Annotated in this window: 19 protein-coding genes and 1 tRNA gene; 11 read left to right on the top strand and 9 right to left on the bottom strand. The window is 63.8% G+C overall.

What is annotated here, in order from left to right; genetic code table 11:
• Positions 1 to 26 precede the first annotated feature (26 nt).
• Complete coding sequence (locus KUV26_RS13805) at positions 27 to 710, top strand: glutathione S-transferase (protein ID WP_222508774.1); 684 nt, start codon at positions 27 to 29, stop codon at positions 708 to 710.
• A gap of 115 nt (positions 711 to 825) precedes the next feature.
• On the top strand, positions 826 to 2,328 hold the full coding sequence (locus KUV26_RS13800) for a YifB family Mg chelatase-like AAA ATPase (protein WP_222508773.1): 1,503 nt from the start codon (positions 826 to 828) through the stop codon (positions 2,326 to 2,328).
• A gap of 19 nt (positions 2,329 to 2,347) precedes the next feature.
• Here KUV26_RS13800 and gshB read toward each other — a convergent pair whose 3' ends face one another.
• From gshB to rsmI, 3 genes are all read right to left on the bottom strand, one after another.
• The gene (gshB, locus tag KUV26_RS13795; RefSeq protein ID WP_222508772.1) at positions 2,348 to 3,280 is read right to left on the bottom strand and encodes a glutathione synthase; all 933 of its coding nucleotides are present in this window, start codon (positions 3,278 to 3,280) and stop codon (positions 2,348 to 2,350) included.
• A gap of 71 nt (positions 3,281 to 3,351) precedes the next feature.
• Positions 3,352 to 3,726 carry a YraN family protein gene (locus KUV26_RS13790; protein WP_222508771.1) on the bottom strand — a complete coding sequence of 125 codons (375 nt, stop codon included), beginning with the start codon at positions 3,724 to 3,726 and terminating at the stop codon, positions 3,352 to 3,354.
• Between the two features lie 3 nt (positions 3,727 to 3,729).
• Complete coding sequence (rsmI, locus tag KUV26_RS13785) at positions 3,730 to 4,587, bottom strand: 16S rRNA (cytidine(1402)-2'-O)-methyltransferase (protein ID WP_222508770.1); 858 nt, start codon at positions 4,585 to 4,587, stop codon at positions 3,730 to 3,732.
• Between the two features lie 87 nt (positions 4,588 to 4,674).
• Here rsmI and KUV26_RS13780 point away from each other — a divergent pair, with 87 nt between their 5' ends.
• The 3 genes from KUV26_RS13780 to murJ are packed head-to-tail and all read left to right on the top strand — an operon-like array spanning position 4,675 to position 10,185.
• Positions 4,675 to 5,841 carry a penicillin-binding protein activator gene (locus KUV26_RS13780; protein WP_222508769.1) on the top strand — a complete coding sequence of 389 codons (1,167 nt, stop codon included), beginning with the start codon at positions 4,675 to 4,677 and terminating at the stop codon, positions 5,839 to 5,841.
• Complete coding sequence (locus KUV26_RS13775) at positions 5,801 to 8,638, top strand: [protein-PII] uridylyltransferase (RefSeq protein ID WP_222508768.1); 2,838 nt, start codon at positions 5,801 to 5,803, stop codon at positions 8,636 to 8,638. The genes KUV26_RS13780 and KUV26_RS13775 overlap by 41 nt, the downstream gene beginning before the upstream one ends.
• A complete protein-coding gene (gene murJ, locus KUV26_RS13770; RefSeq protein ID WP_222508767.1) occupies positions 8,635 to 10,185 on the top strand; it encodes a murein biosynthesis integral membrane protein MurJ in 1,551 nt (516 codons plus the stop codon). Before KUV26_RS13775 ends, murJ begins: the two co-directional genes overlap by 4 nt.
• Before the next feature lie 146 nt (positions 10,186 to 10,331).
• On the opposite strand, the gene KUV26_RS13765 is transcribed toward murJ, so the two are convergent.
• Complete coding sequence (locus KUV26_RS13765; RefSeq protein ID WP_222504770.1) at positions 10,332 to 11,018, bottom strand: rhomboid family intramembrane serine protease; 687 nt, start codon at positions 11,016 to 11,018, stop codon at positions 10,332 to 10,334.
• Between the two features lie 99 nt (positions 11,019 to 11,117).
• Between KUV26_RS13765 and trpS the strand changes: the two genes are divergently transcribed.
• Positions 11,118 to 12,146, top strand: coding sequence for a tryptophan--tRNA ligase (trpS, locus tag KUV26_RS13760; RefSeq protein ID WP_222508766.1), 1,029 nt, complete (start codon positions 11,118 to 11,120; stop codon positions 12,144 to 12,146).
• A 144-nt stretch (positions 12,147 to 12,290) separates the two neighbouring features.
• The gene (locus KUV26_RS13755) at positions 12,291 to 14,321 is read left to right on the top strand and encodes an OmpA family protein (RefSeq protein WP_222508765.1); all 2,031 of its coding nucleotides are present in this window, start codon (positions 12,291 to 12,293) and stop codon (positions 14,319 to 14,321) included.
• 54 nt (positions 14,322 to 14,375) lie between these two features.
• On the opposite strand, the gene KUV26_RS13750 is transcribed toward KUV26_RS13755, so the two are convergent.
• The 5 genes from KUV26_RS13750 to paaG all read right to left on the bottom strand — a co-directional run bounded on the left by KUV26_RS13750 (position 14,376) and on the right by paaG (position 17,800).
• Entirely contained in the window at positions 14,376 to 14,585 is a 210-nt protein-coding gene (locus tag KUV26_RS13750; RefSeq protein ID WP_222508764.1) for a hypothetical protein, read from the bottom strand.
• Positions 14,586 to 14,647: 62 nt separating this feature from the next.
• Positions 14,648 to 15,244: a TetR/AcrR family transcriptional regulator gene (locus KUV26_RS13745; RefSeq protein WP_174147346.1), complete on the bottom strand. Its 597-nt coding sequence runs from the start codon at positions 15,242 to 15,244 to the stop codon at positions 14,648 to 14,650.
• 16 nt (positions 15,245 to 15,260) lie between these two features.
• On the bottom strand, positions 15,261 to 16,571 hold the full coding sequence (gene paaK / locus KUV26_RS13740) for a phenylacetate--CoA ligase PaaK (RefSeq protein WP_222508763.1): 1,311 nt from the start codon (positions 16,569 to 16,571) through the stop codon (positions 15,261 to 15,263).
• Between the two features lie 15 nt (positions 16,572 to 16,586).
• A complete protein-coding gene (paaI, locus tag KUV26_RS13735; protein WP_222508762.1) occupies positions 16,587 to 17,012 on the bottom strand; it encodes a hydroxyphenylacetyl-CoA thioesterase PaaI in 426 nt (141 codons plus the stop codon).
• Positions 17,013 to 17,014: 2 nt separating this feature from the next.
• The gene (gene paaG, locus KUV26_RS13730) at positions 17,015 to 17,800 is read right to left on the bottom strand and encodes a 2-(1,2-epoxy-1,2-dihydrophenyl)acetyl-CoA isomerase PaaG (protein WP_222508761.1); all 786 of its coding nucleotides are present in this window, start codon (positions 17,798 to 17,800) and stop codon (positions 17,015 to 17,017) included.
• Between the two features lie 127 nt (positions 17,801 to 17,927).
• Between paaG and paaZ the strand changes: the two genes are divergently transcribed.
• The 4 genes from paaZ (at position 17,928) to KUV26_RS13710 (ending at position 21,609) form a co-directional block, all read left to right on the top strand.
• Positions 17,928 to 19,958 carry a phenylacetic acid degradation bifunctional protein PaaZ gene (gene paaZ, locus KUV26_RS13725; protein WP_222508760.1) on the top strand — a complete coding sequence of 677 codons (2,031 nt, stop codon included), beginning with the start codon at positions 17,928 to 17,930 and terminating at the stop codon, positions 19,956 to 19,958.
• Between the two features lie 84 nt (positions 19,959 to 20,042).
• On the top strand, positions 20,043 to 20,843 hold the full coding sequence (locus KUV26_RS13720) for a PaaX family transcriptional regulator C-terminal domain-containing protein (RefSeq protein ID WP_222508759.1): 801 nt from the start codon (positions 20,043 to 20,045) through the stop codon (positions 20,841 to 20,843).
• Positions 20,844 to 21,034: 191 nt separating this feature from the next.
• Positions 21,035 to 21,111, top strand: a tRNA-Met gene (locus KUV26_RS13715).
• Positions 21,112 to 21,198: 87 nt separating this feature from the next.
• A complete protein-coding gene (locus tag KUV26_RS13710) occupies positions 21,199 to 21,609 on the top strand; it encodes a hypothetical protein (RefSeq protein WP_222508758.1) in 411 nt (136 codons plus the stop codon).
• The last annotated feature ends 116 nt before the right edge of the window (positions 21,610 to 21,725 follow it).

Here is a 21,725-nt window from a genome sequence, read left to right as displayed (position 1 = left end):
GTGCCGCCCCGCGATAGCCTCCTGTCATGGCTTATGAAATCTATATTGGCGACCGCATGTATTCCAGCTGGTCATTGCGCGGCTGGCTCATGCTCGAAAAATTCTCACTGCCCCATACAGTGCATATGGTGGAGCTTTATTCCGGAACCATGGCGCAGGAAATGGCGCATCTGGCACCCGCGCGGCTGGTGCCCGCGCTGCGCACGCCGGAGGGCCTGATGGTTGGCGAAAGCCTGGCCATTGCCGAGACTCTGGCCGAACGCCACCCGGACGCCGGGCTGTGGCCGTCCGATCCTGCACAGCGTGCCACGGCGCGCTGGCTGGCAGCGGAAATGGTCGGCGGCTTCTCGGCCCTGCGTGGCGAATGCCCGATGCAGCTGGCCCATATCTATGAAGGCTTCGAGATGTCGCGCGGTGTGAAGGCCGACTTGGACCGGCTCGAGGCGCTGTTTGCCCATGCCCGCAAGGTTTCCGGCCACGGCAGCGGCTATCTGTTCGGGGACTATTCTCTGGCAGATGTGTTCTACACCCCGGTTGCCGCCCGGATCGTGGGATATGGCCTGCCGGTTTCCGCAGAAACCCGCGCCTTCTGCAAGCTCCTGCTGTCCGACCCGGCGGTTCTGAAGTGGCAAGCGCTGGCGCAGGAGGTCAGCTACGACCCGGAACCCTATGCAATGGACCTGCCAAAGCGGCCCTGGTCGCTGGACTGAACAGACGGCCTGCGCGAAATCTTCGTGAATTCGCGACGCGCGTCTAAGCGCGTTAACGAATTGGAAACCACGATTTCCAAGCATCTCTCCCTGACCTTTCGAGAGGCGGGGAGAGATGACTGCACGGTCCTACACGGTGGCTTTTCAGGGCGTCGAGGCCCGCCAGGTCGAGGTGCAATGCGCCGTCGCTCCCGGCCTGCCTGCCTTCTCGGTGGTTGGCCTGCCGGACAAGGCGGTCCAGGAAGCGCGCGAGCGGGTGCGGGCAGCCTTTGCGGCGATGTCCATCGCCCTGCCCTCGCGCCGGATCACTATAAACCTGTCACCCGCGGATCTGCCCAAGGAAGGCAGCCATTTTGACCTGCCGATTGCGCTCGCCTTGCTGGCCGCCATCGGCATCGTCCCGGCGGAAAAGGCTGAGGAAACCATTGCCCTTGGCGAATTGTCGCTGGACGGCCAGCTGATGCCCGTGGCCGGAGCCTTGCCCGCAGCGGTCACAGCGGCGGAGGAAGGCCGGATGCTGCTCTGCCCGAAACCCTCAGGGCCGGAGGCCGCCTGGGTCGATGCGGCCCAGGTGATCGGTGCCGCCACCCTGACCGAGGTGGTGCAGCATTTCACCGGCCAGCGGCGAATCGAACCTGCCGCACCGGGGGAAGCTGTCCTCGGGCTAGGCGGCAAGGACCTCCGCGATGTTAAGGGGCAGGAGACCGCCAAGCGAGCGCTGGAAATCGCCGCCGCCGGGCGCCACCACATGCTGATGGTCGGCCCGCCCGGGTCTGGAAAGTCAATGCTGGCGGCACGGCTCCCCTCGATCCTGCCGCCGCTCACGCCGGCGGAGGCGCTGGAAACCTCAATGATCCATTCCCTGTGCGGGCTGATCGACGAGGGAGGCATCAGCCGCGCCCGCCCTTTCCGAGAGCCGCACCACACCGCCTCCATGGCCGCCATAGCGGGCGGCGGGCGGCGGGCGCAGCCGGGAGAAATCAGCCTGGCCCACAACGGGGTGCTGTTCCTTGACGAGCTGCCGGAATTCGGCCGCCCGGTGCTGGAGACCCTGCGCCAGCCGCTGGAGACAGGAGAGGTGATGGTGGCGCGTGCCAATGCGCATGTGAAATACCCTAGCCGTTTCATGCTGGTAGCGGCTGCGAACCCCTGCAAATGCGGTTTTCTGGCCGATGCCAACCGTGCCTGTTCGCAGGCCCCTATTTGCGGGGCAAATTACTTGGGCCGGATTTCCGGCCCGCTGCTGGACCGGTTCGACCTGCATCTGGACGTGCCGCCGGTCGATTTGGCCGACCTGGAACTGCCGCCCAGCGCCGAAGGTTCTGCTGAGGTCGCCCGGCGGGTGGCAATTGCGCGGGAAGTGCAGACCGCCCGGTTTCAGGACCACCCCGGCCTGCGCCAGAACGCCGACGCCGAGGGCGCGCTGCTGGAGGAAATCGCCGCCCCTGACGTCGAAAGCCGCGATCTGCTGGTCCGCGCGGCTGAACGCTTTGGCCTCAGCGCGCGCGGCTACCACCGCGTGTTGCGAGTCGCACGCACGATTGCAGATCTAGCCTGCGAGGAACACGTGCAGCGTCCCCATTTTGCCGAGGCGCTGAGCTTCAGGCTGCCGGGATGACCCCGAACCGGAGCACATCTCAGACCTTCGCTTCGATCGCCTGCCAGACCTTCTCAGCGATATTCACGCCGTCGAACCGCTCCAGTTCCTGAATGCCGGTCGGGGAGGTCACGTTGATCTCGGTCAGGTAGTCGCCAATCACGTCGATGCCGACAAAGATCTGGCCCTTCTCGCGCAACAGCGGTCCGATGGCGGCGCATATCTCCAGGTCACGCTCGCTCAGACCAATCTTTTCGGGCCGGCCGCCCACATGCATGTTCGAGCGGGTCTCACCTGCCGCAGGCACGCGGTTGATCGCGCCAACCGGCTCGCCATCCACCAGAATGACCCGCTTGTCGCCGTTGCTGACGTCGGGCAGGAACTTCTGCACGATCAGCGGTTCGCGGCTGAAGCCGGTGAAAAGCTCATGCAGTGAGGTGAGGTTGCGGTCATTGGCATCCAACCGGAACACGCCGGCGCCGCCGTTGCCGTACAGCGGCTTCAGGATCACATCGCCATGCTTTTCCTTGAACGCCTTGATGGTCTGCAGATCGCGGGCGATGGTGGTCGGCGGGGTCAATTCCGGGAAGTTCAGCACCAAAAGCTTTTCCGGGTAGTTGCGCACCCAGAACGGGTCGTTCACCACCAGTGCCTGCCCCTTCAGCATGTCCAATAGGTGGGTCGAGGTGATATAGTGCATGTCAAACGGCGGGTCCTGGCGCAGCCAGACCACGTCGAAATCCGCCAGATCAACCTCGCGTTCGGGCCCCAGCACCGCCGGGGCGCCCTCCACCCGCTGCACGGTCATATCGTGGCCGCGGGCGGTGATGCGGCCTTCCTGATAGGCCAGCTGGTCGGGGCCGTAGTAGAACAGCTCATGCCCCCGCGCCTGGGCTTCCTCGGCCAGGCGGAAGCTGCTGTCAGCGTTGATGTTCACGCCCATGACCGGGTCCATCTGGAAGGCGATTTTCATGGCAGTATCCCTCGTAAGCTGCCCGAATACATGGCCCACAGAACGCCAGGGTTCAATGGGGCAGCTGCGGATCAGTCAAAGCCGATGGCGTTTTCGATGATCTCCACCGCGCCCGTGCCATCCACCAGCGCCGCGTCGAACCTGACTGGTGTCAGCTGGCCTTGCAGTTCGTTTTCCAGGTACTGCCCGGCGCTGGCATAGATCCGTTCCGCCTGCCGACGCGTGATCCGCATCGCCGCGCCGGCACTGGTGGAGCTGTGCTTCACCTCCACGAACACCAGTTCTTCGGGGCCGCGCAGGATCAGATCGATCTCGCCGCCCGGCCCGCGCCAGCGGCGCTCGGCCACGGTGTAGCCGCGGTTTTCATAGTGGCGTGCAACAATCTCCTCCGCTGCCTCGCCAGCCATATGGGCGCGGGCACCGCGGTGCTGGCGGGCGCCGGCCATGTCTCAGCTGCCCTTCGCCAGCTGCAAGGCCATTTGGTATACCTTGCGCCGGGGCAGCCCGTGCATCTCTGCGACGATCCCCGCAGCATCCTTGACCGAGTTGCCCAGCAAGGCGGCCTGCAGGTCGCTTTCCAGATCGCCCTCGCTGACTTCCGCCTCCCGAGCGCGATCGACCAGCAGAACGATCTCGCCCTTGACCGGGTTCTCCTCCAGCCCGGCAGCCAATTCCATCAAGGGTGCGCGGCGCACCTCTTCGAATTTCTTGGTCAACTCGCGGCACAACGCGGCAGGCCTGTCGCCCAACACCGCGGCCATATCGGAAACCGAAGCTGCCACCCGTTTAGGGGATTCATAGAAAATCAGCGTGCCGGGGATGTCTCGCAACTCCTCCAGCCGCTTGCGCCGGGCGCCGGAGGCATTGGGCAGAAAACCTGCAAAGAAAAACGCATCCGTTGGCAGCCCGGCCAGCGTCAGCGCCGTGACCGCAGCAGAGGCACCAGGGGCGCAAGTCACCGTATGGCCCGCCTCCGCCGCTGCGCGGCTCAGGTCAAAACCGGGATCAGCGATCAACGGCATCCCGGCCTCAGACGCATAGGCAACCGATTTCCCTTCATCAATCGCCTCCAGCAGTTTCAACCGCGCCCCGGTGCCGCTGTGATCATGGTAGGCGATGATCCGCCGCCCGCCCAAGGGGACACCGTGAATCTCCATCAGCTTGCGCAGCGAGCGTGTATCCTCAGCCGCGAGAACATCGGCCGATGCCAGCACATCCAGCGCCCGCAGGGTAATGTCGCGGGCGGTGCCGATCGGCGTGGCAACAAAGTACAGCCCGGGGGACAATATGACATTCTGGTGATTCAACGCTGGACCCGCCTTTTTGGTCGTTTATGATCCGCCCTTAAACCCACACGGCGCTGCAGCGCCGGGAGAACGGAGTTTCAAGCCATTATGTTTGCTGTTTTCAAACGCGCCCGCAAGGCGGCACTGACAGCCGCCGCAGCCGTTTCCGCCATTGCCCTCACCGCCTGTGATCCGATTGCCGTTGGCACCGGCCCGACAATCAATACCTCCAAACCCGTTCCGGTGGCGCTGCTGGTACCGCGCGGGTCCGCTCAGCAGGGCGACAGCGTGCTGGCAAAGAGCCTGGAAAATGCTGCCCGGATGGCCATCGCTGACCTCGACGGCGTGCAGATCGACCTGCGTGTTTATGATACCGCAGGCAGCCCTGAGGTTGCATCCGGCGCAGCGCAGCAGGCGCTGAACGACGGCGCCCGCGTCATTCTTGGCCCGGTTTACGCCGAAGCCGCGAATGCCGCGGGTATCGCGGCGCGGCAGCGCGGCGTGAATGTTCTGGCTTTCTCCAACAACCCGGCGATTGCAGGCGGTAATGTCTTCATTCTGGGACCGACCTTTGACAATACTGCCCAGCGGCTGACCAGCTTTGCCGCCCGCAACGGCAAGCGCAACATCCTGATTGTTGGCGGCAATGACGCCGCAGGCACTGCCGGACGCAGCGCGATCCAACGCGCCGCCAGCCAGAGCGGTGTGAACATTGCGGGGAGCGTTGGCTATGAGCTGTCGCAGCAAGGCGTGATCAATGCGATCCCCAATATCCGCTCCCAAGCAGCAAGTGCTGATGCAGTCTTCCTGACTTCGACCACGGCCGGCGCACTGCCGCTGCTGGCGCAGCTGCTGCCGGAAGCAGGCGTCGATCCGGCAGAAAAACAATACATCGGCCTGACCCGCTGGGACATCCCGCCCCAGACCCTCTCGCTGCCCGGCGTTCAGGGCGGCTGGTTTGCGCTGCCGGACCAAAGCAAGGTCCAGCAGTTCAGCGCCCGCTACCAGGCCAGCTATGGGGCCGCGCCGCATTCCATCGGCAGCCTGGCCTATGATGGCATTGCCGCCATCGGCGCTCTGGTTGCCGCAGGCAAGTCCGACGCGCTGACCGCGGGTGCCCTGACCCAAGGCGCAGGTTTCCAAGGGGCCGGCGGCATCTTCCGGCTGCGGTCCGACGGCACCAATGAGCGCGGCCTGGCAGTTGCCACCATCCAAGAGCAGAAGGTCGTGATCATTGACCCAGCCCCAAGCAGCTTCGCCGGCGCAGGCTTCTGAACCCGCCCGGACGGCGCAGCCATCAGCCAACGGCCATCCTGAACCGCTGGGTCCGCTGATTTGCGGCCCGGCGGACATCTTTGACGCGGTCAGCATCCGCGCGCAGATCAAAGCGCTGGCAGAGGACACCGCCCCAGCCGCCCTGCGCAGTGAAACGGTCAAGATCCTGAAGGCGGCCAACAAGGCCGGGCGCACCGCTATTGCCGAAGCCTTTGCCGAACAGCCCTTCGCTGCCCGGGAGCTGACACGCTCCTACACCTTTTTGACCGATGGACTGGTCACCACTGCTTTGTTTGTGGCCAGTGAAATGCTGCACCCCCTGGCGAACCCGACCCGGGGCGAACGGATCGCGGTGATGGCAGTTGGCGGTTACGGCCGGGGCGAAATGGCGCCGGCCTCTGACGTCGACCTGCTGTTCCTGACGCCTTACAAGATCACTGCCTGGGCGGAGAGCGTGATTGAATCCATGCTCTACATCCTGTGGGACCTGAGGCTGAAGGTCGGGCATGCCAGCCGGACCATCAAGGATTGCGTCCGGCTGGGCGGAGAGGATTACACCATCCGTACCGCGATGCTGGAGCACCGTTTCCTGGCAGGCCATGCACCGCTGGCCAAAGAACTGGACAAGCGCCTGAAAAAAGAGCTGTTCTCCCAGGACGCAGAAGAATTCGTCGATGCCAAACTGGCCGAACGCGATGCCCGCCACCTGAAACAGGGCCAGCGCTACATGGTTGAGCCCAACGTGAAGGAGGGCAAGGGCGGCCTCCGCGACCTGCAGTCGCTGTTCTGGATCGCAAAGTATCTCTATCAGGTTCAAGACGCCGAGGAGCTGGTGCCTCTCGGCCTGTTCCGCCCCGAGGAAATGGAGCTGTTCGCCAAGGCCGCAACCTTTCTGTGGGCAGTGCGCGCGCATTTGCATTTGGCGACCGGCCGCGCTACCGAGCAGCTGACCTTTGACCTGCAGGTCGAAGTTGCCAGCCGCATGGGATACGAAGACCGCGCCGGGCGCCGCGGCGTGGAGGTCTTCATGCAGGAATATTTCCGCCATGCCACCCGTGTCGGTGACCTGACCCGCATTTTCCTGACGAAACTTGAAGCCAGCCAGCAGAAAGGCGCGCCGCTGCTGGAGCGGATCTTCCGCCGCCGCCCCAGAATCAAGCCCGGCTACAAGGTGGTGCATAACCGGCTGGACGTGATCGACCCCAAGGAATTCCTCGAGGACCGGGTGAACCTGCTGCGGATCTTCGAGGAAGCGCTGCGCACAGGCATGCTGATTCACCCGGACGCGATGCGCCTGGTGACCGCCAACCTGCACCTGATCGACGAGGACATGCGCAACGACAAGGAAGCCCGGCGTATCTTCTTGGACCTGCTGCTGAAGCACGGTAATTCGGAACGCGCGCTCCGGCGCATGAATGAACTTGGCGTGCTGTCCGCCTTCCTGCCGGAGTTTGAGCCCATCGTGGCGATGATGCAGTTCAATATGTATCATTCCTACACGGTGGACGAGCACACCATCCAGGTAATCGCCAACTTTGCCGCCATCGAACGCGGCGAATTGGAAGACGAACTGCCGCTGTCGTCCGAAATCCTGCGCAAGGGGCTCAACCGCAAGGTGCTGATGGTTGCAATGCTGCTGCATGACATCGGCAAGGGCCGCGAGCAGGATCACTCCATCCTGGGTGCTCAAATTGCCCGCAAGGTCGCGCCGCGGCTGGGCCTGAAACCCTCGGAATGCGAGACCGTGGAATGGCTGGTGCGCTATCACCTGCTGATGTCCGACATGGCGCAGAAACGCGACATCGCCGACCCCCGTACCGTGCGCGATTTCGCCAAGGCAGTACAGACGGTGAAACGGCTGGACTTGCTGTTGCTGCTGACCGTCTGCGACATCCGAGGCGTTGGCCCGGACACTTGGAACAACTGGAAGGCGGCCCTGCTGCGCGCGCTTTACGGCCAGACCCGCGCGGCGCTGGAGGGCGGCATGGAGGCGTTGAACCGCGAACACCGCGGCGCGTCGGCCAAGAAGGCCCTGCGCGATGCGCTGCCGGACTGGTCCAAGGCCGATCTCAAGACCGAAACCGCCCGCCACTACCCGCCATACTGGCACGGGTTGCATGTGACCGCGCATGTGGATTTTGCTGAAATGCTGCGCGATTACACCGCCAAGGGCGACCCGGGTGAGGTGATGATCCGGCTCTATCCGGATGTGGAACGCGACGCGACCCGGGCCTGCTTTGTGATGGAAGATCACCCGGGCATATTTGCCCGCATTGCCGGTGCACTGGCCCTGGTCGGGGCCAACGTTGTGGATGCACGCTCCTACACAACCAAGGACGGATATGTGACCGATGCCTTCTGGATCCAGGACAGCGAAGGCCACCCTTTCGACCCGATCCGCCTGCACCGGCTGAAGCAGATGATCGAAAAAACCCTGAAAGGCGAGGTCATCACCCGCGACGCGCTGAAATCCCGCGACAAGATCAAGAAGCGCGAGAAAGCCTTCAAGGTGCCGACCCATATCACTTTCGACAACGAGGGGTCGGAGATCTACACCATCATTGAGGTCGATACCCGCGACCGGCCCGGGCTGCTCTATGATCTTGCCCGGACTCTTGCCTCTGCCAACGTCTATATTGCCAATGCGGTGATTGCGACCTATGGCGAGCAGGTGGTGGATGCCTTCTATGTTAAGGACATGTTCGGCTTGAAGTACTACTCGGAATCCAAACAGCGGACGCTGGAGAAGAAACTGCGCGAGGCCATTGCCGAAGGCGCCAAGCGGGCGGATACATGAAACCGATCAAATTGCTGTCGGGTTTCCTGACCGTGGGGTTCTGGACGCTGGCAAGCCGTCTGCTGGGGTTTGCCCGCGAGATCCTCATTGCTGCTTTCATCGGCCCGGGGCCGGTGCTGGACGCCTTTATTGTCGCATTCCGCCTGCCCAACATGTTCCGCCGCTTCTTCGCCGAGGGCGCCTTCAACGCAGCCTTTGTCCCGGCCTTTTCAAAACGGTATGAGGCCGGCGAGGACGCCCGGTCTTACGCCCAGCAGGCCTTCAACCTGCTCGCAGCGGCGGTTCTTGCCCTGGTTGGTCTGGGCATGGTGTTCATGCCGGGGCTGGTGTGGCTGACGGCGGGCGGCTTTGTCGGCGATGCACGATTTGATCTGGCCGTGGGATACGGCTACATCGTCTTTCCCTACATCCTGTTCATGTCACTGGCAGCCCTGTTCTCCGGCGTCCTGAACGCCACCGGGCGCTTTGCTGCCGCAGCGGCAGCACCAGTGCTGCTAAATATATTTGCCTGCACGGCAATGACGGCCGGAGCGATCCTGGGCGGCGACGTGGTGGTTTGGCTGGTCTGGACGATCCCGGTTGCCGGTGTGGCCCAGCTGGCGCTGGTCTGGGCGGCCGCCGAAAGGGCCGGCGTTTCCCTGCGCCCCGGCCTGCCGCGCTGGAACAGCGAGATGCGCGATCTGGTGCGGGTGGCCGTGCCTGCCGCGCTGGCCATGGGCGTTACCCAGATCAACCTGGTGGTCGGGCAATACGTGGCCTCAGACATCGAAAAGGCCGCCAGCTGGCTGTTCATTGCCGACCGCTTGTACCAGCTGCCGCTGGGTGTTGTGGGCATAGCCGTTGGCATTGTGCTGCTGCCCGCCCTGTCGCGCCGCCTGCGGGCTGGCGACGGCGCAGGCTCGCAGGACGCCCTTTCGCGCGCCGGGGAGTTCTCGCTGCTGCTGGCGGTGCCTTCCGCCGTGGCCTTCATCACCGTGCCGCTGCCGCTGGTCTCGGTCCTCTATGAACGCGGCGCCACCGGCCCCGAAGATGTCGCCGCCATCGCCGTCGCGGTTGCCATTTATGGTGCGGGCCTGCCGGCCTTCATGCTGCAAAAGGTGCTGCAGCCGCTCTATTTCGCCCGCGAGGACACCAGGACCCCGTTCCGTTATGCGCTGGTGGCGATGGCGGTGAACGCCGCCCTGGCCTTTGGCCTCAAGCCGGTGCTGGGCTGGATCGCCCCCGCCATTGCCGCCTCCGCTGCAGGCTGGGCCATGGTGGCTCTGCTGGCGCTCGGCACCCGCAGCATGGGGGAGGACGCCCGGTTCGATACCCGCTTCCGCCGCCGCGCCTGGCGTATCCTGGCCGCTTCTGCCGTGATGGGCGCGGTGCTTTATACCGTGGCCGAAACGGCGGGCTGGCTGTTCACGCTGGACTACTGGCGTTACCTGTCCCTGCTCGGGCTAGTGGTGCTGGGCGGCGCGGTCTACTTTACTGTTGGCCAGGCCCTGGGCGCCTTCCGCCTGTCGGAATTCCGCTCCGCTCTCAGCCGCCGGAAACAGGCCTGATCCCGCAAGCCAGCTCCTCATAGGATAACAAGCCTTCAGGTGAGGCCTGCCCCTGAGACGCTTCTACGCCGGAGCCTGCCGTGCTTCGGAGCAGTTTCGCCACCGTTGGGAAATGCCGCCTTAAAGGTGCCCTGAGCGCTCCGGTGTCAATCGTGGCGGATGCGGTTGCGGATCCGTGCCCAGCCGCCCGGCGCCAAGAAGAACGAAAGCCCGAAGCCGGTGGCAAAGCCGCTCAGGTCTGCAACCCAATCCTTCTGGCCTCCAAACAGCAGCCCGAACAGCAATTGCGCGCCCATCAGGAAGGCAATCAGCGAAAAGGCCCGGCTCTGCTGCGCCCCGACAGAGGCCAGCGAGCGCCACAACAGGAAAGTGAACGCGCCAATCAGCCCGTAAACCGCGGGGAAACCGCCCACCAGCGGCACCGGCGAAGTGACCAGCAGAGCGTAGCCCAAGGCGCCGCCGGCCCCGGACAGCAGGAAGATGATGACCATCGCCAGATCGCCCATCACCTCGCCCACCATCTTGCCCATCGCCAGCACAAAAACGCAGACAAACAGCGCGTGGGTAAAGGCGCCATGCACGAAGATATAGGAAAGAAAGCGCTTCAGATGCTCCGGTACCCAGCGCCCGCTTTCCTGCATCCACCAGAAGATATCGCTGGAAAACGCATAGGACTGCACCGCCTCCAGCCGCCAGCCAATTGCCTCCGGCCCGCCGAGGATACCGCGGGCTCCCAGCGAGAACACCGCCTCTATCCCGATGATGATCAGCACCAGCGCCACCACGGCGGCGGGCAGCGGGTTGACAGGGGCGTTATGTGGCTGGCTGCTCATCCTGGCTCCTTGCGGCACGGAATCCCCCGCGCCTGTTGACCTATCCTGGCCTCATGGGTAAGCGACGATGGTGCATAATTCCAGACGGGAGTTTCCGCGATGAGCGAAACCAGCTTCACCCCGCGCGTGTTTTCGGGGATCCAGCCTTCGGGCAACCTGCACTTGGGGAATTACCTCGGTGCACTGAAGCGCTTCGTCGACTGGCAGGCCAAAGATATGGAGACCATCTTCTGCATGGTCGACCTGCATGCGATCACCGTCTGGCAAGACCCCGCGGATCTGAAGAAATCCACCCGCGAGCTCTGTGCCGGTTTTATCGCCTCAGGCATTAACCCGGAAGAGTCAATCCTGATCAACCAGTCGCAGGTTCCCGAGCACGCGCAGCTGGCCTGGGTGTTCAACTGCGTTGCCCGCATGGGCTGGATGCAGCGGATGACCCAGTGGAAAGACAAGGCGGGCAAAAACCAGCAAAACGCTTCCCTGGGATTGCTGGCCTACCCGGCGCTGATGGCGGCGGACATTCTGATCTACCACGCCACCCATGTGCCCGTGGGCGAGGACCAGAAACAGCATCTGGAGCTGACCCGCGACATCGCTATCAAGTTCAATCATGACTACGGCGTCAACTTCTTCCCGGAGACTGAGCCGGTGATCGAAGGCGCAGCTACCCGGGTCATGTCCCTGCGCGACGGCTCCAAGAAGATGTCGAAATCAGACCCCTCGGATGCCAGCCGCATCAACCTGACCGATGACGCCGATGCCATCGCCAAGAAGATCCGCAAGGCCAAGACCGACCCGGAAGCGCTGCCCTCCGAAGCGGATGGCCTGGAAGACCGCTCCGAGGCGCGCAACCTGATCAACATTTACGCCGCGCTGAATGAGCAGACCGTGGAACAGGTCCTGGCCGACGTCGGCGGCCGCCAATTCTCGGAGTTCAAGCCGATGCTGGCGGATCTGGCGGTTTCCAAACTGGCGCCGATCTCTACTGAGATGGCGCGGCTGATGCAGCATCAGGACGAGATCGACAAGATCCTGGCCCGCGGCGCCGAACGCGCGCGCGCGATTACTGCACCGATCCTGCGGCAGACCTATGACATCATCGGTATGGTGCCCCCGCCGGCGGTCTGACGCTCAGCCGCCAGCGGATAACTGCCTGATCCAAGCCGCCCCTTGCCCGGGGCGGCTTTTCTTTTTGCGGCGCAATGCGCAACTTTTTCTGAGCTTATCCGTTACCCTTGTGCGGCCATGTGCCGGAACAAGAAAGGAACCGTAATGAAACCGGGAATTTTCAAATCATCCACGGCGCTGGCAGTGATGGTCTCGCTGGCGGCCCCGATGCCCGCCCTGTCGCAGAACCAGGGCGGCAAGCAGATTGACCTCAGCCAGATGTCCGCCGCAGAGATCGGCGATCTCGTGGACCGCTGTCGCAAGCGTGCGGAACGGCGGCAGAGAAAGCTGGAGGCCGGTCGGGACGTCGAGGAGAAGAGCGGCAAGGTCGCAAGATTCTGTCAGTCCTATGGCGAAGGCGCCTTTGACCCCGCCCTGCCCGCGGATCTGCGGTCCGCCAGTGTTCTGGCAGGCATCGGCGCTGCGGAGGCAGAGGTGACGGTGTCCACTGATCAGGCAGCCGAAGCGCAGGCAGAGGCTGTATCGGAAGCCCAAACCGAAACAGTCAGCGAAGATCAACCCCAGGCTGACGCTGCAGCGGAAACCGCCGGGCAGCAGGACGCGCAGGAACAGCCTGCAGAGGCCGAAGCGCAAGGAGAAGCTGAAGCTCAGGCTGAAGCCGAGGAACAAGCACTGGCAGAGGCGTTGGCACAAGAAGAAGCTGAAGCGAAGGCCGTTGCCGAAGCACAAGCCGCAACAGAACAGGCTCAATCAGAAGCAGCCGCGCAGGCAGCGGCAGAAGAACAGGCCGCAGCTGAAGAACAAGCTGCAGCAGAACAGGCTCAAGCGGAAGCGGCGGCACAGGCTGCAGCCGAGGAACAGGCCCAGGCAGAAGCTCAGGCGGAAGCCGAAGCGCAGGCTGAGGCTGAGGTACAAACCGACCCCCAGGCTGACGGCAGCGGCGAGGCATCCGCAGGCGCCAGCGCCGAGGAGATCGCTGCGGACCTTGCCCAGTCACAAGGCGGGACGGCTGAAGAAACCGACAATCCCGAACTGGTTGAACAGGACAGCCAGGCCCAGGCTGATGCCCTGGCCGAGGAAAGCAGCGAGCCCGCTGCCGCCGCCGCGGCAGCCGTGGACGGCGCTGTTTCCGAAGGCGAAGCCGAAGTGACCGAAGAAGTAGTCACCGAGGAAACCGCGCGCAGCTCTGACGAGGAATTCGAAACCGAAGTCAATGAAAACGCCCAGGCAGAGGCCCAGGCACCCGCCCCGCAGGCCAATGCCGCCACTGAGGAGGACAGCGGCCTGTCGACCCGCGAGCGCAACGCCCTGCTTGGCCTTGGCGCCCTGGCGATCGGAACGCTGCTCAACAACGGCGGCAAGGTGGTCTCCAACTCCGGCGACCGCGCCATTGTCGAGCAGGACGGCCAGTACCGCGTCCTGAAAGACGATGATGCGCTGCTGCGCCAGCCGGGCTCCAACGTGACCACCTACCGCTTCCAGGACGGCTCCACCCGCACCGTAGTGGTGCGCGAGAACGGTGTTGAGGTGGAAACCATCCGCTCCGCCGAGGGCCGCGTGCTGCGCCGCACCAAACTGCTGCCGGACGGGCGCAGCGTGGTGCTGTTCGACGACACCCAGAAGGCCGAGCGCGTGGTGGTCAATGAGCTGCCGCAGGTGCAGGACAACCGCCGCGCCTTCTCCAGCACCGATGCGGTCTCGGCTGAGGACCTGGCCGCAGCACTGGCCGCCCAGGAAGCCAAGACCGTGGACCGCCGCTTCTCGCTGGCGCAGATCCGCAACATCGACGCGGTGCGCCGCCTGACGCCGGTGATCAACGTGGATTCGGTGAATTTCGACACCGGCTCCTCGGTGATCCGCCCGCAGGAGGCGGAGGAGCTGGCGACCCTGGGCAACGCCCTGCGCGAGCTGATTGACCGCAACCCGGGCGAGGTGTTCCTGATCGAGGGCCACACCGACGCCGTGGGCGCCGCAACTTACAACCTGGCCCTGTCGGACCGGCGCGCCGAAACCGTGGCGCTGGCGCTGACCGAGTATTTCGGCGTGGCACCGGAAAACATGGTGGTGCAGGGTTACGGCGAAAGCGACCTGGCCGTAAGCACCCTGAACGCCGAGCGCGCCAACCGCCGCGTCGCGGTGCGCCGCATCACCCAGCTGCTGGGCAATCCGGGCTGATTGGCCTGAAACGATACGGCATCCGGCGGGCACGTCCCGCCGGGTGTTTCACTATTACTCTGCCGGTGTCTTCTTCCGCGACAGCAGCCCGTATTTCAGCGCAAACCGATTCCAGGAAAACCGCCTCCGGCTGGGTGCCGTCTTCAGCGTCCCCGCAGTGCGGTCAAACTCATACATGTCGATGGCCCGTTCGGCGCAGCCGCAGGCCTCGCCCAGTCCAACCTTCTTGTAATAGAAATTCTCGAAGTTCTCAGGTTTCTGCATAGCATCCTCCGATATCTGGACAGGCTAGCGCAGAAACACCCGAACGCAAAACCGCGCCGCGGTCAGAGCCCCTTGACCCCGCTGAGCGTCAGGTCCGCCACCAGCCCGGCATAATCCTCGCGCGCCTTTGATCCGGCGCCGGAATTCCACATATAATACCAGTTCAGCATGCCAAAGACGGACATGGTGGCGCCGCGCAGCTTGGCCGCGTCACCGTTGAAAATCTCCGGTGCCACATCCTTCAGCGCATCACTCATGAACTGTACCATCTCGCGCTGGTAGCCGCGCAGATGCTTCTGCTGCTCCTCCGGCAGCGCCCCCATCGCGCCCAGCTGCACCTGATGCTCATGGTCGGCGCCCTGATAGGCCAGCATGATCTCCGACACGATGCGGCGCAGCCGGTCCTCGGCACCAAGACCCTCCAGATCCACTCGGCAGACCCGGTCGCGCAGCTCGCAAAGGTAAGTATCAAGGAGGCCGTAGAGCACGGCATCCTTGCTGTCGTAATAGTGGTAGATGTTTGCCTTGGAGATCCCGCATTCGCGCGCCAGCTGGGTCATCGACGCACGGTCGTAGCCGGACTCGGCAAACACTTTGGCTGCCGACTTCAGGATCTGCGCGCGTTTCTCATCGTGGTCTTTTGCGATCGTGCGGGCCAAGGCTCACTCTCCCGGGTCAGGTCTTGCTGCGGTTGTCGACGACGCGCCTGGCCTTGCCCTGGCTGCGCTCGACGGACCCCGGGTCGCCTACAATGATCTCGGTCGAAACGCCAACCATATCCTTGATCCGCTTGGTCAGCATCCGCGCCGCCGCGGTCTTGCTCAGCTCATCGGCGGCATCCGGATTGGCCTCCACAAACACCCGCATCGCGTCCATGCGGCCGGATTTGTAGAGCTCGATCTGGTAGTAGGGCGCCAGGCCGCCGGTCGCCAGCAGCTGCTCCTCCACCTGGCTGGGGAAGACGTTGACGCCACGAAGAATGATCATGTCATCGCTGCGGCCGGTGATCTTTTCCATCCGCCGCATCGACCGCGCAGTGCCCGGCAGCAACCGTGTCAGGTCGCGGGTGCGGTAGCGCACCATCGGCAGGCCTTCCTTGGTCAGCGTGGTGAACACCAGCTCGCCCAGTTCGCCATCCGGCAGCACTTCGCCGGTCTGCGGGTCGATGATTTCCGGCAGGAAGTGATCCTCCCAGATCACCGGGCCGTCCTTCGTCTCGACACATTCGCTGGCCACGCCCGGCCCCATGATCTCGGACAGGCCGTAGATGTCGACCGCGTGCATGTCGAAGGCCTCCTCGACCTCGCGGCGCATTGCGTCGGTCCAAGGCTCAGCGCCGAAGATGCCGACCTTCAGAGAGCTTTCGCGCGGGTCGAGGCCCGCCTTGCGGAACTGCTCAAGGATGTTCAGCATGTAGGAGGGCGTCACCATGATCCCGTCGGGCCTAAAATCAGTAATCAGCCCGACCTGTTTTTCGGTCTGGCCGCCCGACATCGGCACCACGGTCGCGCCCAGGCGCTCGATCCCGTAATGCGCGCCCAGACCGCCGGTGAACAGCCCGTAGCCATAGGCGTTGTGCACCATGTCGCCCTTGCGCAGACCGGCAGCGCGCAGGGACCGCGCCACCAGGTCGGCCCAGTGCGAGATGTCATTTGCGGTGTAGCCCACCACCGTCGGCTTGCCCGTGGTGCCCGAGGAGGCATGCAGGCGGAGGATCTGCTCGCGCGGGACCGCAAACAGGCCGAAGGGATAATTGTCCCGCAGGTCGTTCTTGTAGGTGAAGGGGAACTTGGCCAGGTCCTTCAGCTCCTGCAGATCGTCCGGGTGCACGCCCGCCTCGTCGAACCGCTGCTTGTACATCGGCACGTTGTCATAGGCGTGGCGCACCGACCACTTCAGCCGCTCCAGCTGCAGGCTGCGGATTTCGTCGATCGAGGCAATCTCGATCTGGTCCAATTCACCCTCCTTGGGGCTCAGATCTTCCATGGCGTCCTCCACACCTTATTCGTCGAACAACTGGCCCTTGATCGCGCGGGAAAAGCCCCGGAACTCCGCGATCTGCTGGCCGTCCTGATTGGTCACTGTCACGTCGTAAATGCCGCTGCGCCCGGTCAGCGAAACCTCGCGCGCGGTGGCGATCAACCGGTCGCCCAGCCGTCCCGGCGCGGTGAAGCTGATCACGTTGTGCTGCGCCACGGTCGACTGGTTGCGGCTGTTGCAGGCAAAGGCAAAGGCGCTGTCGGCCAGCATGAAGGTGACACCGCCGTGGCAGATGCCGTGGCCGTTGCAATGGTGCTGGGCGATGGTCAGCTCCAGCGTGGCCTCGCCCTCATCCACATGTGTGATCTCCATCCCCGCCCATTTGGACGCGTGGTCCTCGGCCCACATGGCGGCTGCGGATTTCTCGGCGCGCTCTTTCGGGGTCATGGTCATTTGCCTTTGAACGCGGGGGCGCGTTTTTCCAGGAAGCTGGCCACGCCCTCGGCGTAATCCGCGCTTTCTCCGCAGGTCTTCATCGCGTCCGCCTCGATCTCCAGTTGGTCGGACAGCGTGTTGACCGCAGCCGCCTGAATGCACTGCTTGGTCAGCCCCAGACCCAGCGTCGGGCCATTTGCGAATTTCTCCGCCAAGCCGCGCGCCTCGGCCATCAGATCCTCATCCGGCAGCGCCTTCCAGATCAGGCCCCAGTCTTCGGCCTTCTTCGCAGGCAGCGGCTCAGCGGTCAGCGCCAGCCCCTTGGCGCGCGCCTCGCCCAGCAGCCGCGGCAGGTGCCAGCTGCCGCCGGTGTCCGGGATCAGGCCCACCTTGGAAAACGATTGAATGAACTTGGCGCTCTCACCCGCCAGCACCATGTCGCAGGCCAGCGCCAGATTGGCGCCTGCCCCGGCGGCCACGCCGTTCACCGCGCAGATCACCGGGAAATTCAGCGAACGGATCAGCCGCACCAGCGGTGCATAGAATGTGCGCACGGTCTGGCTCAGGTCCGGCGGCCCGTCCATCTTGCGCGGATCGCGGTCGCCCAGGTCCTGCCCGGCGCAGAAGCCGCGTCCGGCGCCCGTCAGCAGCACCGCGCGGGCCCCGCCGTCACGCGCGGCCTCCAGCGCGGCGCGCAAGGCGTTGTGCATTTCCTCGTTGAAACTGTTCAGCCGGTCCGGACGGTTCAGGGTGATCTCCACCCAGGTCCCGTGGTCCTCCACCAGAATCGTATCGCTCATCGCTCCCTCACCCTGTCAGCGGTGCATTTGACAAATTCCTTGCATAAACCGACCGGACGGTCAATATATCTCAGCATCGGATTCCAGCCAGCCGGCCCCCTGCCGGCCTGACGAAAAGGACAGCATCATGAGCCTTCTAGAGATTTCCAGCTTTGCAGCGGGTCAATGGGTCGCACCGGGCGCAGGTGCCCGCAACATCGCCAGCGCCATCACCGGCGAGGTAATCGCCAGCGCCGGCAATGACGCGCTCGACGTGCAAGGAATGCTCGACTATGCCCGCACCGTTGGCGGCGCAAACCTGCGCAAGCTGACCTTCCACGACCGCGCCCGGATGCTGAAGGCGCTCGCCGGCCACTTGAACCAGCACAAGCAAGCGCTCTATGACCTGTCGTTCAACACCGGCGCCACGCAGTCCGACCATATGATCGACATTGACGGCGGCATCGGCACCATGTTCGTCTTTGCCTCCAAGGGCCGCCGCGAGATGCCGGACGCCCATGTCTACCTCGACGGCGACGTGGAGCAACTGAGCCGCAACGGCACTTTCCTGGGCCAGCACATCTGTACCCCGCTGCGCGGTGTCGCGGTGCATATCAACGCCTTCAACTTCCCGGTCTGGGGCATGCTGGAGAAACTGGCCCCCACCCTGCTGGCCGGTGTCCCCGCCATCGTGAAACCGGCCACCAACAGCTGCTACGTGACCGAGCTGGCGGTGAAACTGATGCTCGACAGCGGCATCCTGCCCGAAGGCGCGCTGCAGCTGGTTTCCGGCGGGCTTGGCGACATGCTGGACAATCTGACCATGCAGGACGTGGTCAGCTTCACCGGCTCCGCCAATACCGCGCTGAAGCTGCGCGCCAACCCGGTGATCCTGGAAAACTCGGTCCGCTTCGTGGCCGAACAGGACAGCCTCAACGCGTCTATCTTGGGCCCCGACGCGCAGCCCGGCACGCCGGAGTTCGACCTCTTCGTCAAGGAAGTCAGCCGCGAGATGACCACCAAGGCGGGCCAGAAATGCACCGCCATCCGCCGCATCATCGCGCCCCAGGCGCAGGTGGATGCGGTGATCGAAGCGCTCTCTGCCTGCCTGGCGAAGACCAAGATCGGCGATCCGCGCCTGGAAACCACCCGCATGGGCGCGCTGGTCTCGAACAGCCAGAAACGCGACGTGCTGGAAAAGGCCGCAATCATCGGCAAGGAAGCCGAGCGCGTCTATGGCGACCCCGACAGCTTCATCGTGGAGGGCGCCGACGCCGAAAAAGGCGCCTTTGTGCCGCCGATGCTGTTCCACTGCGCCGATCCGGACAACGCACAGCGCGTGCACGACACCGAAGCCTTCGGCCCCGTCTCCACCATCATGGGCTACCGGGATCTGGATCACGCCATCGATCTGGCCAACCGCGGCCAGGGCTCGCTGGTGGCCTCGGTCATCACACATGACCCGGCCGTCGCCCGCGAGGTTGCCATCGGCGCCGGCGCCTACCACGGCCGCCTGTACTTCAACAACCGCGACTCGATGAAGGAATCGACCGGCCACGGCTCCCCCCTGCCCCACATGGTGCACGGCGGCCCGGGCCGGGCCGGCGGCGGCGAGGAAATGGGCGGCGTGCGCGGCGTCAAACACTACATGCAGCGCACCGCCATCCAGGGCTCGCCCGACATTCTGTCGGCAATCGGCGAAAAATGGGTCCCCGGCGGCACCGAGATCGAAGGCCCCGCACACCCCTTCACCCGCAAGTTCGGCGAGCTGGCGATTGGCGAGACCCTGCATACCGCCCCGCGCACCGTGACGCTGGAGGATATCGAGACCTTCGCCCATTTCACCGGCGACACCTTCTATGCCCACATGGACGACGCAGCCGCCAAGCGGAACCCGTTCTTCCCGGGCCGCGTCGCGCATGGCTACCTGCTGTTGTCCTTTGCTGCGGGCATGTTCGTGCAGCCGGACGAGGGCCCGGTTCTGGCCAACACCGGCCTCGACAATCTGCGCTTCATGAAACCCATTTCCGCCGGCGACAGCATCAAGGTCCGCCTCACGGTCAAGAAAAAGACCCCGCGCAACGAGGAATACGGCGAGGTCCGCTGGCACGTGACGCTAACCAACCAGGACGATGAGATCGCAGCGGAGTATGAACTGCTCACCATGAACGCCTTTTAAAGTGGTGAAAAGTGGCAGGGCAGCGGTTACGCTGTCCTGCGCCCGGACTGGTCTAACCGGTCCGGGCGTTCTATATTTATCCCTATGAACGAACAGCATAACCCCTGGTTTGACGCCACCGTCCAGCAACTGAACGATCCGCAGAACCAGCGGGTCTGGTCGGTGATCGTTTCGCTGTTCGGTGATCTCGCTCAGGAAAAGGGGGCCCAGATCAGCGGCAGCGCCCTGACCCGCATCATTACGCCGATGGGGATAAAGCCCGAAGCAATCCGGGTGGCCCTGCACCGGCTGCGCAAAGACGGCTGGATTGAAAGCAGCCGCGCGGGCCGCGCCTCTGTCCATTACCTGACCGAATACGGCCGCAACCAGTCTGCTGCGGTCACCCCGCGGATCTATGAGCGCCATGCCGCCGCGCCAAGCGAGTGGCACCTTCTGATCGCCGAAGATGGCGCAGGCCAGGCAACCCTGGATGAGGTCCTGCTGCTGCCCAGCTACGTGGCGGTGAACCGCACCGCCGCTCTGGGCCATGGCCCGATGCCGCGCAACCTGGACGATTTAATGGCCGCCGGGGTGAGTTCCATCGCGGTGCCGGAATGGCTCAAGTTGCGCCTGTTTCCAGAGCACCTGCGCGACGCCTGCGCGGCCCTTCAGCTGGATTTGAAAAAGATATCCGCGCCGCCGGCGGGCCTGACGCCCGCGCAGACCGGCACCCTGCGGACCCTTCTCGTGCACCGCTGGCGCCGCGTGGTGCTGCGCCATCCGGACCTGCCGCCGGGCTTCCACCCTGCGGACTGGGCCGGCGAGTCTTGCCGGGCGCTGGTATTCGCCCTTCTGGATAAGCTTCCCCGCCCGGACCTGACCGCCCTCGACGGACTGTCCGAATAAGCGCCGCTTATGCCAGCCCGCCCTGCCGCGTGGCATCAGAAAGGGGCTACGTTTTTGTCAACCAACCGATAGCCTATTGAAATCAAACTATTTTCAGTCTGGAAAGAAAAAATCTCACGAGAATCCGCGTTTCTGCCCTTTTTCCGCTTGACCCGGCAGGCGGCATTCCGTAAATCGCCTCCACACAGAGCGGCGGAGTAGCTCAGTTGGTTAGAGCAGCGGAATCATAATCCGCGTGTCGGGGGTTCAAGTCCCTCCTCCGCTACCATAACTCACTGTTTTAAAACGATTTTTCAGGATCGTTTGCCAGTGAGAAAGCCTCCAGATAAGTTACACACCGAGCAGGACGTGACGAGTGTCTGGAAATTCAAAGAACAAAATCTCTAAGCTGAAGCAGGTCAGAACCAGACTGGCGATCTATCAGACAGGCCGTAGCCCGTTTTGGTTCGTGCGGCTCTGGGATCCGGTCGCGAAGAAGCACGTCCGGAAATCCACGAAAGAAACCAGCAGGATAGAGGCAACAGAAGCCGCAATCGAGTTTGCGGATGCGTACAAGAAGAACGTCGACCCATCCCTAGCTGCCGTGAAGGACCGAAGCTTCGAGTCGTATGCCCGTAAGCTTGACGCGTTCAACAAGGCCAAGGGCGGGAATGAACGAAGCTATTCCGACGGCCACAAGATTCTATTTCGTGAAGGCGACGGCCTGATCTCATATTTCGGCAAGTACGACGTCGCCAAGATCACTTCAGGCGAGATGCGGGATTAGGCGAAGGGCTCGACGCCATTGATCTTCGCCGTGGCAATGAGCGAAGCGATGCAGCCCCAGGCGCGGCCGCCTTCATCATGGCCGGCGAATAGCGCGTTCTTTCTTGTCAGGGCGAT

Origin of the sequence: Leisingera daeponensis (genome assembly GCF_019801465.1) — a bacterium.
Lineage (GTDB): Bacteria > Pseudomonadota > Alphaproteobacteria > Rhodobacterales > Rhodobacteraceae > Leisingera > Leisingera daeponensis_A.
The sequence above is the reverse complement of the archived record's forward strand: the minus strand, read 5'-3'. Positions and strand labels throughout refer to the sequence as shown.